18 protein-coding genes are annotated in these 16,994 nt (G+C 29.5%); 3 read left to right on the top strand and 15 right to left on the bottom strand.

Annotation, left to right across the window (positions count from 1 at the left end):
* Window positions 1-371 precede the first annotated feature (371 nt).
* Window positions 372-1,634, top strand: a complete 1,263-nt coding sequence (locus M4I33_RS06000) for a cation:dicarboxylate symporter family transporter (RefSeq protein WP_257915964.1) — start codon at window positions 372-374, stop codon at window positions 1,632-1,634.
* Between the two features lie 304 nt (window positions 1,635-1,938).
* Here M4I33_RS06000 and M4I33_RS06005 read toward each other — a convergent pair whose 3' ends face one another.
* From M4I33_RS06005 to M4I33_RS06025, 5 genes are all read right to left on the bottom strand, one after another.
* Entirely contained in the window at window positions 1,939-2,553 is a 615-nt protein-coding gene (locus tag M4I33_RS06005) for a sugar O-acetyltransferase (RefSeq protein WP_257915966.1), read from the bottom strand.
* 63 nt (window positions 2,554-2,616) lie between these two features.
* On the bottom strand, window positions 2,617-3,165 hold the full coding sequence (locus tag M4I33_RS06010; RefSeq protein ID WP_257915967.1) for a helix-turn-helix domain-containing protein: 549 nt from the start codon (window positions 3,163-3,165) through the stop codon (window positions 2,617-2,619).
* Window positions 3,166-3,344: 179 nt separating this feature from the next.
* Entirely contained in the window at window positions 3,345-3,740 is a 396-nt protein-coding gene (locus M4I33_RS06015) for a VOC family protein (RefSeq protein ID WP_257915968.1), read from the bottom strand.
* Window positions 3,741-3,781: 41 nt separating this feature from the next.
* Window positions 3,782-5,716, bottom strand: a complete 1,935-nt coding sequence (locus M4I33_RS06020) for a KUP/HAK/KT family potassium transporter (RefSeq protein WP_257915969.1) — start codon at window positions 5,714-5,716, stop codon at window positions 3,782-3,784.
* A gap of 144 nt (window positions 5,717-5,860) precedes the next feature.
* On the bottom strand, window positions 5,861-6,655 hold the full coding sequence (locus M4I33_RS06025) for a helix-turn-helix domain-containing protein (protein WP_257915970.1): 795 nt from the start codon (window positions 6,653-6,655) through the stop codon (window positions 5,861-5,863).
* A gap of 119 nt (window positions 6,656-6,774) precedes the next feature.
* Here M4I33_RS06025 and M4I33_RS06030 point away from each other — a divergent pair, with 119 nt between their 5' ends.
* Window positions 6,775-7,407: a GNAT family N-acetyltransferase gene (locus M4I33_RS06030; protein ID WP_257915971.1), complete on the top strand. Its 633-nt coding sequence runs from the start codon at window positions 6,775-6,777 to the stop codon at window positions 7,405-7,407.
* Between the two features lie 42 nt (window positions 7,408-7,449).
* On the opposite strand, the gene katG is transcribed toward M4I33_RS06030, so the two are convergent.
* The 3 genes from katG to M4I33_RS06045 form a co-directional block, all read right to left on the bottom strand.
* Window positions 7,450-9,636 carry a catalase/peroxidase HPI gene (gene katG / locus M4I33_RS06035; protein ID WP_257915972.1) on the bottom strand — a complete coding sequence of 729 codons (2,187 nt, stop codon included), beginning with the start codon at window positions 9,634-9,636 and terminating at the stop codon, window positions 7,450-7,452.
* A gap of 91 nt (window positions 9,637-9,727) precedes the next feature.
* Window positions 9,728-10,063 (bottom strand): hypothetical protein, encoded by a 336-nt coding sequence (locus tag M4I33_RS06040; protein WP_257915973.1) that lies wholly within the window; start codon window positions 10,061-10,063, stop codon window positions 9,728-9,730.
* A 438-nt stretch (window positions 10,064-10,501) separates the two neighbouring features.
* Complete coding sequence (locus M4I33_RS06045) at window positions 10,502-11,026, bottom strand: cysteine hydrolase family protein (RefSeq protein WP_257915974.1); 525 nt, start codon at window positions 11,024-11,026, stop codon at window positions 10,502-10,504.
* Window positions 11,027-11,163: 137 nt separating this feature from the next.
* Here M4I33_RS06045 and M4I33_RS06050 point away from each other — a divergent pair, with 137 nt between their 5' ends.
* Complete coding sequence (locus tag M4I33_RS06050; protein WP_257915975.1) at window positions 11,164-11,367, top strand: hypothetical protein; 204 nt, start codon at window positions 11,164-11,166, stop codon at window positions 11,365-11,367.
* Window positions 11,368-11,442: 75 nt separating this feature from the next.
* Here M4I33_RS06050 and M4I33_RS06055 read toward each other — a convergent pair whose 3' ends face one another.
* The 7 genes from M4I33_RS06055 to M4I33_RS06090 form a co-directional block, all read right to left on the bottom strand.
* A complete protein-coding gene (locus M4I33_RS06055; RefSeq protein WP_257915976.1) occupies window positions 11,443-12,168 on the bottom strand; it encodes an MBL fold metallo-hydrolase in 726 nt (241 codons plus the stop codon).
* Window positions 12,169-12,300: 132 nt separating this feature from the next.
* On the bottom strand, window positions 12,301-12,465 hold the full coding sequence (locus tag M4I33_RS06060; protein ID WP_257915977.1) for a hypothetical protein: 165 nt from the start codon (window positions 12,463-12,465) through the stop codon (window positions 12,301-12,303).
* Between the two features lie 40 nt (window positions 12,466-12,505).
* Window positions 12,506-13,525 (bottom strand): GNAT family N-acetyltransferase, encoded by a 1,020-nt coding sequence (locus M4I33_RS16870; protein ID WP_308367305.1) that lies wholly within the window; start codon window positions 13,523-13,525, stop codon window positions 12,506-12,508.
* A 31-nt stretch (window positions 13,526-13,556) separates the two neighbouring features.
* Window positions 13,557-14,519 carry an alpha/beta fold hydrolase gene (locus M4I33_RS06075; RefSeq protein ID WP_257915978.1) on the bottom strand — a complete coding sequence of 321 codons (963 nt, stop codon included), beginning with the start codon at window positions 14,517-14,519 and terminating at the stop codon, window positions 13,557-13,559.
* Window positions 14,520-14,633: 114 nt separating this feature from the next.
* Window positions 14,634-15,431 (bottom strand): ABC transporter permease, encoded by a 798-nt coding sequence (locus tag M4I33_RS06080; RefSeq protein WP_257915979.1) that lies wholly within the window; start codon window positions 15,429-15,431, stop codon window positions 14,634-14,636.
* Entirely contained in the window at window positions 15,424-16,314 is an 891-nt protein-coding gene (locus M4I33_RS06085; RefSeq protein WP_257915980.1) for an ABC transporter ATP-binding protein, read from the bottom strand. Before M4I33_RS06085 ends, M4I33_RS06080 begins: the two co-directional genes overlap by 8 nt.
* The gene (locus M4I33_RS06090; RefSeq protein ID WP_194191584.1) at window positions 16,311-16,931 is read right to left on the bottom strand and encodes a TetR/AcrR family transcriptional regulator; all 621 of its coding nucleotides are present in this window, start codon (window positions 16,929-16,931) and stop codon (window positions 16,311-16,313) included. Before M4I33_RS06090 ends, M4I33_RS06085 begins: the two co-directional genes overlap by 4 nt.
* Window positions 16,932-16,994 lie beyond the last annotated feature (63 nt).

Here is a 16,994-nt window from a genome sequence, read left to right on the forward strand (position 1 = left end):
TTTCACCACCTTAAAATTGCATTTATTATTTTATATTTTAATTTTACTAAGCGAATATTATATCATATTTAAGTCTTATTCTTCGTAATTTTCAATATAAAATGAATGGTCATCTTGCACTTTTCTAAAATTTATGCAGGATTTTTATCAAAAACTCCTTTTAAGTTCCTTCTTTTTCACAAATTATAAGTCATCATACATACATTTAACCCCTTGTTTAAAAAAAGTTCAAATTTATATTATTCCTTTTATGATATACTAAAGCATGTAAAATGAAATTTTAACTAAGTCAAACTTGCAATTTTCACTTAACTAAAGTTTTATTTTACTCGACTTTAAGTAATAAACTGCCAAAGGGGGCTTTTAAACTAATGAAAAAATTTGGTCTAGCATTTCAAATAATTATAGGACTTGTGCTAGGTATTATAGTTGGTGCTGTTTTTTATGGTAACCCTACCGTTACTTCATATCTGCAACCACTAGGAGACATCTTTATAAGATTAATTAAGATGATAGTAGTACCTATAGTCTTTTCATCACTTGTTGTCGGCGTAGCTGGTGTTGGTGATATTAAAAAACTTGGTAAAATCGGTGGTAAAACAATCCTTTATTTTGAGGTTGTAACTACATTTGCGATTATAATAGGTTTAGTTGTTGCAAACATTTTTCACCCTGGAGATGGTGTTAATATAAGTTCACTTGCAACTACTAACATTGATCAATACATGAATACAGCAGAAGCTGCATCAAATCATGGGTTTATGGATACATTTATAAACATTGTACCTACTAATATCTTTGAATCTCTAGCAAAAGGAGATTTACTTCCTATTATTTTCTTCTCAGTTATGTTCGGTTTAGGGGTAGCTGCTATAGGAGAAAAAGGAAAGCCTGTACTTTCAATTTGTCAGGGAATAGCTGATGCAATGTTTTGGGTAACTAACCAAATCATGAAACTTGCACCTATTGGTGTATTTGGCTTAATCGGAGTAACTGTTTCTAAGTTTGGATTAACATCATTAATCCCTCTTGGAAAGCTAATAATTACTGTTTACGGGGCTATGTTCTTATTTGTGTTCTTTGTTCTTGGATTCGTTGCTAAAATGGCAGGGACAAACATTTTAACACTTATAAAACTTCTAAAAGATGAACTTATTTTAGCTTACACTACTGCAAGTTCAGAAGCAGTTTTACCAAAGCTTATGGAGAAAATGGAGAAGTTTGGTTGCCCTAAAGCGATTACTTCTTTTGTAATCCCAACAGGTTACTCATTTAACTTAGATGGTTCTACTTTATATCAATCAATTGCAGCACTTTTTATTGCGCAAATATACGGAATCCATCTACCACTTTCTGCTCAAATAAACTTAGTACTTGTACTAATGCTTACTTCAAAAGGTATGGCAGGTGTTCCTGGTGCATCTTTCGTAGTACTTTTAGCAACTGTTGGATCTTTAGGAATTCCAGTAGCTGGGGTAGCTTTTATAGCTGGAATAGACCGTATAGTAGATATGGCAAGAACTGTAGTTAACGTACTTGGAAACTCATTAGCAGTTGTAGTTATCTCCAAATGGGAAAACGAATTTACACCTGTTTGTGAAGAAGAAATAAATTCTATAAGTGAAGCTATTTAAAATAAAATATAGCCAATCACAAAAGTGATTGGCTATATTTTTTCTATTATTATTCGTTTTTTAATTTATTACTACTAAATTTAATTGCTAAACCCCAAACAAATAATAGTACCCCAAAAGTTCTTATATCACTCGCCCTTGAGATATCTATATCCCCCCATATGTTACCGTTTAAAACAAGTACGATATTAGTAGCAAAAAATGCTTACATTGCTCCTATAGCTATAAAAAACTTATACATAAAGCTCCCCCTCTATTATATTTTTTTACGCTTTAATAATAGTTTCATATTAAATCCTAATCTTTACTCTATATCTATTATCATATCTTTATGATAATACTTTAAATCATCTTCATTAATCTCTCTTAAAACTTTGCAAGGACTTCCTATAGCTACTACATTTTCTGGTATGTCTCTAGTTACGACACTTCCTGCACCTATCACAGAGTTTTTCCCAATTTTAACTCCTGGAAGAACTATAGAACCTGCACCTATCCAAACATTATCACCTATATAAATAGGAAGATTGTACTGTGCTTGTTTTCTTCTAAGTTCTGGGTGGATTGGATGAGTTGCTGTATCTATAATTACATTTGGAGCAAACATAACGTTATCTCCTACAAATATCTCACCATCATCTACTAAAGTTAAGTTGAAATTAGCGTAAACGCCCTTTCCAAAATGAACATTTTTCCCACCCCAGTTTGCTCTTAAAGGTGGCTCTATATAGCAATCTTCTCCTAGTTCACTAAACATTTGTTTTAATAAATTAGTTCTCTTTTCTTGTTCTGTAGGTCTTGTATTATTAAAGTCATAAAGCAAATCTAAACACTTTAACTGCTCTTTAACTAATTCTTCATCATTACAAAAATATAATTTTTTATTGTACTGTCTCTCTTTTATCTCATTTAAATCCATATACTTTTTCTCTCCTTTTAAAACCCCTAAAATTTGTATTTTACATATTTTAGCATATCATTTTTATTCTTCTTTATCAATTTTAACTCTTAATAATTTATTTTTAACATTAACTGCGTATTTTAAGGTGTAAGCTGGAACTCCCTTATTCATAGCTTTTACGATATCGCTCATCTCCCCCTTTATACTATCTTCATCTTTATACCAACCTAAAACTATAGATTTTTCTCCCCAAAATGCTCCACTATTAACTCCTATAAGCCAATATCTCGGTTCATCATCCTTAGCTTTATACATAACCTCTGATGCTAAAACTTTATAACAATTAACGATAGATTTACCATCAAAAGATTTAATCGTAATCTTCCCAGTTGGAACTATTACATTATTTAATTTGCCCTCATCTTTTTCTTTTAATTCATCTAACATCAAATAATCTAAAGAAATATTAAGCTTTTTTGATAATATAAGTAACTTTTCCATTTCAGGATATCCTAAGCCTTGCTCCCACTTCGAAACAGCTTGCCTGCTCACTCCTATTATCTCCGCTAAATCTTCTTGTGAAATACCCTTTTCTTTTCTAATTGATTTTAAATTCTCTGAAAAACTCATAAACTTCAATCCTCTCTTATTTAATTATACTAAAATTATAAAATCTATTCTTTAAATAAAACACCAACTACCCTTTGCATTTTAGAAACTTGAAGTTGCAATTATAAACTTAATGCCAAAACAGCTTAAAGTAAGCAAAAAAGCTAGAAGTTTAAAAACTCCTAGCTTTTTAATATCTTTTACTTTTTGTATTGAACTAAATCCCAAAGATTACCATATAAATCTTTAAATACAGCTACAATTCCATATTCTTGTTCTTTAGGTTCCCGTTCAAATTCTACTCCGTTTTTAAGCATTTCTTTATAGTCTCTCCAAAAATCATCAGTTCCTAAAAATAGAAATACTCTATTTCCAGTTTGATTACCTATAAAAGATTCTTGCTCGGCCTTAGATGCCTTTGCAAGAAGTATTGACGTTCCTTTTGAACCTTTAGGAGCTACAACTACCCACCTTTTATCTTGCTCTTTTATATAGGTGTCTTCGATTAAATCAAAATTAAGCTTTTTTATGAAAAAGTCTATTGCCTCATCGTAATCTCTTACTACTAATGAAATATTTACTATCGATTGACTCATTAAAATCTCCTTATCCTTCTTAGATTTAAAGTCTAAAACCTCTAATCTATCCTAGTTAATTTTATATTTTCTCTTTCTCCTATAATGATTGGAACTTGTTCTGTTTCAACGTTACTTGTATCTATTCCAAACCATTTAGCAGGAGAAACTGTTATTTTTTTGATTGTTAATTTTGCGCTAGTTATAAAGCTATCCCACTTTGAAAGGTCATTTTCATTTGAAAGTATCTCTTTTAATAAAATAAATTTAAAATCACCTACAGAACACCTGCTGTTATTAAGCATATATTCTTTTGGTTTAAATTTAACTTCACCTTCACGCACCATCTCTTGAATTATTTGATGTAAGAAAACATTTATCTTTTGGTTTATACGGAACCCTAAATTAAACTGAATACAAAACACCTTGTTTGGGACTATAGTTTTTACGCTATACGCCTTAGTGTAAGGTTCATCTGTTACTTTTACGTTTATAAACCAATAGTATTTTCCACGCTTTGGTTGCTTATTAAAAATTGAATACATTATTTTGCTTTCGATTTTCTCGTAGTTTTGTGACTCTGTTAGATAAACTATATTAGTTGCATAAAGAGGTAAATCTTTATCTTCATATAATGATTTAAAATCATCTTTGTAATCAAGTATATCTACGTATTGACTGTATCTCTTTCTGATTATTGTACCGTAAATCCATATATACATAAGGAAAATAATTGCACATGCTATTAAGACAGTTATATATCCACCATTTATAAATTTAAATAAATTAGCATATAAGAATCCAAGTTCTATCGTCATAAACACTATAAGTACAATTATAGACATAACCAATTTTTTCTTAATACATCTTAAGTATTCAAATAATAATAAAGTTGTCATAAGCATCGTTATAGTTATTGCAAGCCCGTATGCAGCTTCCATATTTTCTGATTTTTGAAACTTTAATACTAATAATACACACCCTATATAAAGTAAATAATTTACCGCAGGTATATAAATTTTTCCTTTATCATCGTTTGGATATCTAACTTGGAGTTTTGGGAAAAGATTTAATTTAATCGCCTCAGATACTAAAGTAAATGATCCTGTAATAAGAGCCTGACTCGCAATTATTGCTGCAATAGTTGCTATTATAGTTCCAGGTATTACAAACCAACTTGGCATAATTAAAAAGAATGGATTCTCCTTAATTACACTTCCTTCTCTTAGAATTAACCAAGCTCCTTGACCTAAGTAATTAATTATTAAACATATTTTCACAAAAACCCAAGTGTATCTTATATTTTTCTTACCGCAGTGCCCTAAATCTGAATATAACGCTTCTGCACCTGTAGTACAAAGGAATACTGCACCTAAAATATATACACTTTCAGGACTTGTAATTAATAAATGAAGCCCATAATACGGATTAAATGCCCTAATAATTTCAGGGTATTTTAAAAGTTCGTTAAGTCCTAATATCATAAGCATTGAAAACCAAACTACCATCATAGGTCCAAACATCTTTCCTATTATATCAGTTCCAAACCTTTGAAGTAAAAATAGTACGGTTAATATACTTATTACTATTATTATTATACTTTCAGTATCGATAGGTAAAACTAAAGTTAAACCTTCTATTGCTGATGTTACTGTTACTGGCGGAGTTATCATCCCGTCTGCAAGCAAGGTAGCCCCACCTATAAGTGCAGGCACTATCAGCCATTTAGCTTTTTTTCTAACAAGGGTAAATAAAGAAAATATCCCACCCTCACCATTGTTGTCAGCTTCTAAAGTTAACATTATATACTTTATAGTAGTTTGAAGTGTTAATGTCCAAATAACAAGAGATACCCCACCTAAGACAAGGTCCTTTGAAATGTAACCATTATTTACTCCTATCATTGATTTCATAACATAAAGAGGTGATGTTCCTATATCCCCATACACAATCCCAAGTGCTACTAATAAAGAAGCTATACTTACTTTTTTCTTCATTACTCATAATCTCCATTCTAATGCATGTCTTAATAAAATGTATTCCCCCATTATATTCTCCCTAATTTTATATGTATATATTACTAACATACATTTAACTATTGTGAACAAATTTTAACATTTCAGAGTGAATTTTTTCTTTAACTATAATAAAATCTGTATTTGACAGCTATATGAATCGATATTAAATAAATCATCAAACAAATCAAACTCCATAAAACTTTTTATTTCTAAGTTATTATCTTTAGCGTATTCTCCTATCTTTTTTACTCTTTCTGATTCATTTTCTTTTTTATAAGATAAAGTTAAATAATCTCCCTTTGGTAACTTTTTTATAAAATCATTTTCTTTTAAATTTTTAGTATTTTTTATAACTCTAAAAACATACTTAGGTTTAACTTGGTCTTCTTTTAAGACATCATATATTATTCCTTGTTCCATAGTTATATCAATATTATTATCTTTTATTATTTTATTTAAATTAGAAAAGTATAGGAGTTCTTTTAAGTCTCCTGACTCACTGCAAGGCGCAATAACAACATACCTTTCTTTGAAATTTTTTATTTCTATATTTTCTTTTAGTAATATATCTTTAGAATGCTCTACCCCATCTTTTAAGGTGTCTATATTTTTTATTATTTCTTTCATTTTGATTATGTTTTCTTCAGCTTCACTTCGCTTTTTATCTAAAAACTCTATTAAATTTTCCATATCACATTTTTTAAAAATATCTTGTAATTCTTTTATACTAGTTCCAAGTTCTCTACAAGCTTTTATTATATCAATATAAACAAACTGCTCTATAGAGTAATACCTGTATCCAGTAGATTCATCTATATATTTAGGGCAAAGAATCCCTACTTTTTGATAGTACCTTAAAGCCTTTATAGTTATTCCTTTTATCTTTGAAACTTCCCCTATAGAAAATAAATTTTTCATTTTTTCACTTCCTTTAAATCTAAGGTTGACTCTCCCCTTAGAGGAGATATTACTATAATTATAAGATAAAAAACACTAAATATTAAATAATTTTTGTAAAATTTGAAAGGATTGATTTTATGAGAGATGTTAAATATAGAGCCTTATGTAAAGAGGATTATGAAAGAATTAAAGAACTTATCTGCACAGCCTTTGGTTTTAATGAATTTATTAAAGATAAGGATGTTTTAGATAAGGTTTTAACTATTTACCTAGAAGGGTGCATATTAGATAGTACTTTTAGTAAAGTTTGCGTAAAAGATAATAAGGTTATAGGGATAATACTTGGAAAAGCTAAAAGCGATCCATCTAAAATTAAAAGATTCCATAATAGATTTAACTATTTAACTACATTAATAAAGCTTATCTTTATTAATAAAGAAAATAAAAAGTTAATAAAAGAATTTTCTAAAGTAACTGAAACTTATAAAGAAATAATAAAAGGAAAAGAAGCTTCCTTTGACGGATGCATCCAATTATTTATAGTATCAGAAGAATCTAGGGGGCTAGGAGTTGGAAAAGCTTTAGTTAAAAGCTTACTTCAATATATGGATAAAATGAAAGTTAAATCTCTATATCTTTACACTGATACTAGATGTAACTACGGTTTTTATGATAGTCAAAACTTTAAAAGAATAAACGAAAAGAGAATTACCTTCGAAGGTGCAAATTCTGATTTAGATGTGTTTTTATATAGCTATAAATTAAGCTAACTTAAAAGAGTAAGTAAAAAAATTACTTACTCTTTTAATAATTTATTTAATATCAAACCTGTCTGCATTCATCACCTTATTCCAAGCAAAAACAAAGTCACGTATAAACTTTTCCTCGTTTGAATCACTCGCATAAATTTCAGAAAATGCACGAAGTTCTGAGTTTGATCCAAAGATAAGGTCAACCCTAGTTGCATCCCACTTTATCTTTCCAGTTTTTCTATCAAACCCTCTAAAGTGACCTTTGTTTTCAGGAAGCTCCTTCCACAAAGTCTCCATATCTAAAAGATTTACGAAAAAGTCGTTTGAAAGGCATTCTTTTCTATCTGTAAATACACCTTCTTTTGAATCTTTATAGTTAGTATTTAATACCCTCAACCCACCTATTAAAACTGTCATATCTTTAATAGTTAGATTTAATAACTGAGCCTTATCTACTAACATATCCTCAGCTCTCTCTAAAACCCCTTCTTTTATATAATTTCTAAACCCGCAAGCTTTAGGTTCTAAAACGCTAAAAGATTTAATATCTGTATCTTCTTTAGTTGCATCAACTCTTCCAAAAGTAACAGGAACAGCTATATTATAACCTGCATTTTTAATAGCTTTTTCTATCCCTAAAGCTCCCCCTAAAACTATAATATCAGCTAGAGAAACCTGCATCTTTTTAGAATGAGATTTATTAAAATCTTTTCTTATTTCTTCTAAAGTATTTAAAACTTTAGTAAGTTTTTTAGGTTCATTAACTTCCCAGTCTTTTTGAGGGCTTAACCTTAAACGAGCTCCGTTAGCCCCTCCCCTTTTATCTGAATTTCTAAAAGTTTGAGCTGACTTCCAAGCAGTAGAAACTAATTCTGATATAGATAAACCTGAATTTAAAATACTTTTCTTAAGCCTTGAAAAACTCTTTTTATCTATACTTTTATAATTCGGTTTTGGAAGTGGGTCTTGCCAAATAAAATTAATCTTAGGAACTTCTGGCCCTAGATATCTAGAAACAGGTCCCATATCTCTATGAGTTAATTTAAACCAAGCTTTAGCAAAATCATCTTTAAACTTTTCTGGGTTTTCTAAATAACCCTTTGCTATCTTTTTATAAGTTGGGTCATAGATAAGGGATAGATCAGCTGTAGTCATCATAGGTCTATGTTTTTTTGTAGGGTCAAAGGCATCTACTACCATATCTTCTTCATTTACATCTTTAGCTAACCACTGATGTGCTCCAGCTGGGCTTTTAACTAACTCGAATTCGTATTTAAATAGAGTCTTTAAATATCCCATAGTCCACTTTGTAGGATTAGCTTTCCAAGCTCCCTCTATTCCACTACTTATAGTATCTTCTCCCTTACCTGTTTTATAACTACTTTGCCAACCGAGTCCTTGATTTTCTATAGGAGCAGCTTCTGGCTCTGGTCCGACAAAAGTTGGCGATGCAGCTCCGTGACACTTTCCGAAGGTATGTCCTCCTGCAATAAGCGCCACAGTTTCTTCGTCATTCATAGCCATCCTAGAGAAAGTTTCACGAACGTCTTTTGCTGATTCTAAAGGGTCTGGATTCCCCTTAGGACCTTCTGGGTTTACGTAGATTAGACCCATCTGAGTTGCTGCAAGCGGGTTTTCAAGCTTATCCTTTTCTCTATCAGAACCTAGCCATTTCTTCTCTTTTCCCCAATAAATGTCTTTTTGAGACTGGAATACATCAGTTCTTCCTCCTCCAAACCCAATAGGCTTTAGACCCATAGATTCAAAAGCACAGTTCCCTGTAAGTATTATAAGATCAGCCCAAGAAATTTTATCTCCATATTTCTTTTTAATAGGCCAAAGAAGCCTTCTAGCTTTATCTAAATTAATATTATCAGGCCAACTATTAAGAGGTGGGAATCTTTGAAGTCCAAGCCCTCCGCCCCCTCTACCATCCCCTATCCTATAGGTTCCAGCACTATGCCAAGCCATCCTAATAAAAAATGGCCCGTAATGTCCGTAATCCGCAGGCCACCATTCTTTAGAGTCTGTCATAAGTTTAAACAAATCATTCTTTAGTTCATAATAATCTAATTTCTTAAATTCTTCAGCGTAGTTAAAATCCTTATCCATAGGACTACTTAATTCTGAGTTTTGACGAAGAACATCTAGATTAAGAAGGTTAGGCCACCAATACTCGTTAGTAGTCCCCTCCTTACTCATATCCCTACTAGATCTTCCAGTCACTGGACATCTTCCTTCTAACATAACACTTTTTCTAATACCTTCCTTACAAAATACTATTACAGTAAATTATATAGTTATAAGGCGGGTGCTATGATATATTTTAATTTGACATCTATTTAAAACAAATACTTCCCGACTCTACCTTAATTGCATATCCTTCATACAATAATATTTTCCCAACATATGATGCAATAGCTGTTTTAGTAATGTTTTCTTGTAACCAATAGCCTAAACTTACACCGCTAGCCTTATTCCTTGATGTCCCAATCGGAACAGTTGATCCATTAAACTCTTCTAACATATCTTTGTATTGTTCCTTCGTAACACTAACACAATTATCGTTACCATAATAAATTACTGTCCCTAGTTTAATACTTCCTATATAACTAAATTCACTTTTTCCACCCCATGTTAATAACTTCTTTTTAATACTTTCTTCACTTTTCATCAAATCCACCCCCCTAAATTTAATTATTTCATCAATATAATTTTGACATATTTTGTAATAAAATCTTTTCTATATATTTATGAAAAAATATCAAGACATACTAGTAAAATACCTACTTATTTTACATTAAAATTTAATTTTGACCAAAAAAAAGATGCCCCATCCGACAAAGATTAGCATCCTTTTGTTAACATAAATGTTTAATTCAATAGCCCTAAAACAAACAAACGTTTTAAGTATTAGCTTAATGTTAGCGCACTAAGCTTTTCTTGCTAGAATTCTTAGAAACTTGTTTCTTTAGAATTCTGCACTCCTCAGCTTAACTGAGTGAGTTTCCTATTTGAATTATATCAAAGTTTCATAAAAAATAAACATTAAAATCTTAATTAAATTACTTGTAATTAATTCCAACAAAAAAATCTATTTAATTTTTAATCATTAACTTTTCATTTTATCTATTACTTGGTTTAAGGAAATGCACTCTGCATATCTATCTTTCCACATAAACTCATTGTAATATTTATAGCTCCTTTCACTATCCATAAACTCATTATCTATAGTTGAATTCGCGTAACTTGGGACAATCATATTAAACCCGTGTTCAAAGCCGCATTTTATAGTCGCATCAATGCATTTATCAGTTTGAAGACCTGCAACAATTATATTTTTCTCATTCTTTTCTTTTAAATATTCTAATAATCCTGTTCCTTTAAATGAACTATTGTAATTTTTAATAAATACCTTTTCATCCCCTAGAGGTTTAAAGTCTTCATAGATTTCAAAACCTGTTTTTCCTTTAGTTAACTCAGTTCCTACTCCTTCATCGTGAACTATAAAGATTATCTCTATATTATTCTTTCTAGCTATATCTATTAACTCTTTTATATTTTTAACAAAATCCTTTAAATTATATAATTCATCATTTACTAGTAGTTTTTGTGTGTCTATAATTAATAAAACCATCAAATTTCCTCCTAAACTTTAATTGCTAATAATACTATCTATAATTTAATAAACAAACTGTAAAAATTATCTAATAAGTAATTAAAAGTATATTTTTTATTGTATCATTAAATAAAAAAAGTAATTAGAGGTAAATAATGAAAATATTAAAGAAATTATTTAGAATATTTATATTGTTGATTGGTTTAATATTACTTATGAATTTCTTGGGAATGATATTTTCTATAGGTAGTACTGAGTTTAATTTAAAAGAATTTTTAATAGTTTTTCTTAAGATGTTTGCAGCATTAGCTTGTTTTTTTACTACAAAGGAGACTTCTGTAATACCTAATAAAAACTAGTGATATGCGTGTTATATTAAACCAAAAGAACAACTACTTTAAATAAAAATAGTTGTTCTTTAAATTCACTTAATATTATTTAGTTAAATTATCTAATGATTCTTTTATATCCTTAGTATAACTTCCACCGTGATAGCAGATTATTCTATCAATATCATAATCTAATAACTTCTTAATAGATCTCTTAGATTCTTCTATATCTAAAGTATATTTAGGGACTGCTGGTGCTAATTCACCATCTTCTACAACTAAGGCATCCCCAGTTATTAAAGATTTACTTCCCTTATGATAAACAGATATGTGTCCTGGCATATGCCCTGGAGTTGATACTATCTCAATTCCTCCACAAATATCAAAGTAATCTTTATCCTGAACAGTAATATCTACATCACAGTTTTCTACGCCTTCAAGCATCTTATGAAAATATAAAGCATGCCTTTTTTCTTTATCTGTTAATGTTTCAAATATCCCTTCTGCTTGCTGTAATCTAAGTGATTTCTCGCTTCCATTTATATAAGGCTCATCTTCTTTAGAAGCTAAAACCTGAACTTTAGGATATTTTCTCTTAAACTCAGCTAAAGATCCCATATGGTCATAATCGTGATGAGTTATGATTACCTTAGTTAACCTTTTTATATCAACATCATTATTTTCTGCGATTTCTTCTATAGTATTTACATACCCTGGGTGTCCGCTATCTATAAGCACCATTTCGTTATCATCTTCTAAAATTACTAAATTAAGTTTATCGTTTTGTGCACTAAGTTTTAATGGCACTTCTAAAACTTTTATCTTACTCATTTCATTTCCTCCTAATAGCAATCTAATTCTCTTAATTACTACTTTCAATTATTATATAGTTTATATTATCTTCTTTTTTAAGATAAATCAAAGCTATTTAGGTTACATTTTTAAATAGTGCAATTCCTGCTTCTATTTATTTATAATTTTCCTTTGCTCTCTTTGTAATATAAGATTAGCTAAAGCTGCATAAAAATCTTTCTCTTCTTTATCCTTTGAATTTCCAAGCAATTTCATCACATCACTATAAGAATAGCTCTTAAAAATATCAAATAAATTTATATCTTCTTTTTTCATAATTACTCCTAAAAATATTAATTTAAATTTAACGAAACTCTTACTTTAAAATACTATAAACTAAGTGTTTCATCTCTTTACCTTTATATACTTTTATAAATTCACTTTCTAAATTCATTTTGAGCTTTTTAGCTACCTTTAAAGAGGCTTTATTTTCTGGTCGAATCGTAGCTACAACCTTTTCTTTTCCTAGCACGGAAAATGCATAATCTATCATAGCCTTTGCACCTTCTAAGGCATAACCTTTATGCCAAAATTCTTTTTTTAGTATGTAGCCAAGCCCTGTAAAATGCTCCCCAGAAATAACTTCATCTAATAAACCTATTTGTCCTACTACCTTTTTAGTAGATTTATCTATAGCTAAAAAATAATCGTACCCAAACTCTTCGTACCCTTTTAGCCTTTTATCTATCCAAAGCTCAACTTCCTCAGAAGTAAAGCCTTTCTCCCAAGCGTACATCACTTCTGGATCTTTTAGCATTTCTGAAATATTCTTAAAATCATTTTTATTAATTCTCTTAAATATCAACCTTTCGCTAGTTAAAACTGTATCCATACAAACATCTACCTCATAATCTTTATCTATTAAAATATAATCATTTTTATATTTTAAGCTTCCTTTAAGAACCTTTTTATTATCTTCAATCATTAATTCTTTAGGATAATTATAATCTAACCTTTTCTCTATAACGCTACCTTTATTAATAATATTATCGTAGTTGTTTTCAATATAATTTTCACTAAAAATAAGACATATATCCTTTATAAAAGGTAAATATTCCTTTGAGAAATCTTTCTTAAAATCAAAAGGAATATAACACCCTTCAACTATCAAGTTTTGCTTATTTTCTATAGCTGTTTTAATCATTGCACAAACTATAGGCCAAAGATACTCTGTAAGTTTATCATCGTCTTCTGGAGTAAGTTCTGTTTTCCCGCTACGAATTAGACCCATCTTTAAATGATCTATCGATATATAAGGATATTTATATTTTTCTAACAATTTCTGCGCTAAAAGTGTCTTTCCTGTATGCGAACTTCCCAATATTAAAAAAATCATAATATTTACCTCTTTAATTGTTTTATATAATTTATAATTTATCTGCTAAGTCAACTTTCTCTAGCAATATATCAGTACGTATTATATCACACATTTTTTCTGCTTCTTCAAAACAAGGGCTGTGTGCTGAATTTTCGAATGTATAAAAGCCTTTACTAGGAGCCTTGATTTTCTGTAAAAATTCCTTTGAAATATCATAAGATACTTGATAGTCGTACTTACCATGTAATATATATACAGGCACATCTAATTCTAAACTTTTACTTATTAAGTCAGTATTAATTACGAAATCCCAAAGGTGTTCAAGGGAAAACTTGCTTCCCATAGCAAAATTATATTTCTCTTTTAAAGTATATCCTTTAAATTTTAAAATCGTCATTAACATTTCCCTCATAGATGTGCAATTATGCATTATACCAATGCCAAGTTTCATCATACCGTTACTTCTAAGCCCAAGATATGAAATACTTAAATCTCCACCTTTGTCTATCTCATATTTTTCAAGCTTTTGCACCATTTTTTTATCACCTATTTTTTTAAACTTATCGATCATATATTTATATGCTAATACCTCTGATTCTAACTGCCTTACAACTTGTCCTATCCCTATATAAGCCTGAAATAGATGTGGTGCTTGTTTTACTGTAAGTACACCTAATAAAGATCCCCATGAATGACCCATTACATAAATCTTCTTCTTATTAAACCTTTTTCTTAGATATTGAACTACTTTAATTGTATCCGAAATCATAGTGTCTATTGTCATTTCTTCTGACTTAATTTTTCTATTATATGATATTCCACTCCCTCGCTGTTCCCACCAGCAGACAGTAAATATTTTTTCTAAACCCGAAGGGTATTTTTTATTAAATGCAATCTCTGGAGATCCTGGTCCTCCATGTAAAAAAAGTAATACTGGATTTTCACTATTTTCAATTTGCAAAAACATTCCTTGGGTTATTCCATTAACTTCTATAAATATTTTTTCTTCCATTTTAATAGCCCCCTATCATTAAATTTTACCTTATAATATTATACCATATTATGTAAATTAGCTATTTCTTATATTTATTCCCCTTCTTTTATAAAAATAAAAAGAAAGATTCATCTATAAAGATAAATCTCTCTTTGAAAATATATATATTCCTATTGCGTAAAAAGCTATAGCAACCGCTAATAATGCTGTTATTTCAGGGGCTATACCTTTTCCGGAAATAATATCTGACGGGTTAAATAAAGTAAATAAGGTAAAATACTTAAGCCATTCAAGCTTGTCACCCATATTAGCTAAAGCTTGTAATAAATAAAACATTATAGGAACCCCTGCACCTATCATAAAATAAAGCTTTGAATTGTTGCTTATACAAGATGCAAAGAAGCATATTCCACTTACTGCAAGTTGAAGAAACCAAAGTACTACATTTAACAAAATAAAGCTTTTAGTATCTAATAAGTTTGGATGCATTATATTGCTTAAAATTATTGTTAGTCCTGAAGTGTAGATAAGTAACACTGCGCTAGATACCATCATAAATACACTTTGAGTTAAAGCTATTTTAGTTCTTTTATTTGGAGTTCCTAATAAGTACGCCATAGACCCTTTATCTACGTAAGATACTATTAGTTTATTTCCAAGGATTATAGTGCAGATTATAGGAAACATAAGGACTATAAATCCGTATAAATAATTTGCAATATACTCAGTAATATTAGTTACTGCAGCTGCCATCCCGAAAGCTTTCATCATCTCTGGCATACTTTTTGCCATTTCTTCAAAAGCACTAGTAGTTGAAGGGTCATACATAAAAACAATACTCGAAGAATAAAGAGTTAGTATAGCTAAAAATATAAATATAATTTTATAATTTGACTTTATTTCTTTCTTAAAAAGAGTTAAACTAATCATTCTCTTTACCTCCGTAAAAATGCATAAATAATTCTTCTAAGCTTTGAGTTTTTACGTCTAAACTCTTTACTTCATAATTACTTAAAATATTTATAAATGCATTTATATCACCTTTTACATCAACATTTACAACATCATCTTTTATTTCTTCTATCTTTATGTTTTCTTTTGAAAACTCTTTAGCTACTTCTTTGTCCTTAAATTTAATAACATAAGATTTATGTTTAGAATTAGATAAAGTTTTTACATTCTCTATAGCGACAACATACCCGTCTTTTATAATCGCAGTCCTATCACAAGTCTTTTCGATTTCATCAAAAATATGAGATGACATAAAAATAGTTTTACCCTTAGATTTTTCTGCTAAAATAAGTTCAACGAATTTATTTTGCATTAAAGGATCAAGCCCACTAGTTGGCTCATCTAAAATTAAAATATCTGGGTTACTCATAAAAGCACAAACAATCCCGATCTTTTGCTTCATCCCCTTAGACATTCTTTTTATCTTACCTTTAGGGTTAAGTTCAAATAACTCTATTAATTCTTCTGCTCTTTTAAAATCCTTTAAGCCTTTCATATCTGCAATAAAATGAATAAATTCCATCCCTGTCATATCATCCATAAAGGCAATTTCTCCTGGAAGATATCCAAGTTTAGTTTGAATCTTGCTACTTTCTTTAAAGCAATCCATCCCATCTATTTTAGAGCTCCCTTTGTTTGATCTTATAAATCCCATTAAGTGCCTTATAGTTGTAGTTTTTCCAGCTCCATTAGGTCCTAAAAAGCCGAAAACCTCACCTTTTTTAATATTAAGATTAACATCAAAAATACCTCGCCTATTTCCATAATCCTTCGTAAGGTCCTTTATTTCAATTACATTCACCTTAAATACTCCTCCTTATAGCTATTTTTTCTAAAAAAGTCTATAATCCCACTAAAATCATCTATAAGTACATCTAAATCCAAATTTCCATCCCTATAGTTTTCTTTCATATATCCTTCTGTGCACCAATTAAGCATTTTATCTAAGTTTTTAATATCTATATCATCTTTAAATTTATACATATCTATATTATTCATAAGTAAATTATTTTTATAATTTATTAATGATTCATTCTTGCCCTCTATTTCTGATCTAATTTCATCATCTTCCTCATAATAAACTCTTACCATAAAATTAAATAAATATTTATGTTTCTTAAAAATTTCAAACTTACACTTTGCACCTTCTAAATAAAGCTTAAAAAAGTCTTTTTCCTCGAATACTTGAGTTTTTACTGCTTCTTTCATAAGTACTTCTACCCCATACTGATATAAATACAAATATAACTCCTTTTTGTTCTTAAAATAATGAAATATTAAGGATTTTGATATTCCAGCTTCTAGGGCAATTTCTGATATTGGTGATTTTTTATATTTATTTTCAGAAAAGACTCTGTAACCTGCATTTATGATAGTGTTTTGCTTTTCTGTAGGTAAATTAAAAAACTTTTGATTCATTTATATCACCTCTCATTTACCATTTCGGTTAATAAGATTATATTATTATTGACCGTTTTGCAG

It is taken from the genome of Clostridium sp. LY3-2 (assembly GCF_024705715.1).
Taxonomy (GTDB): domain Bacteria; phylum Bacillota; class Clostridia; order Clostridiales; family Clostridiaceae; genus Clostridium.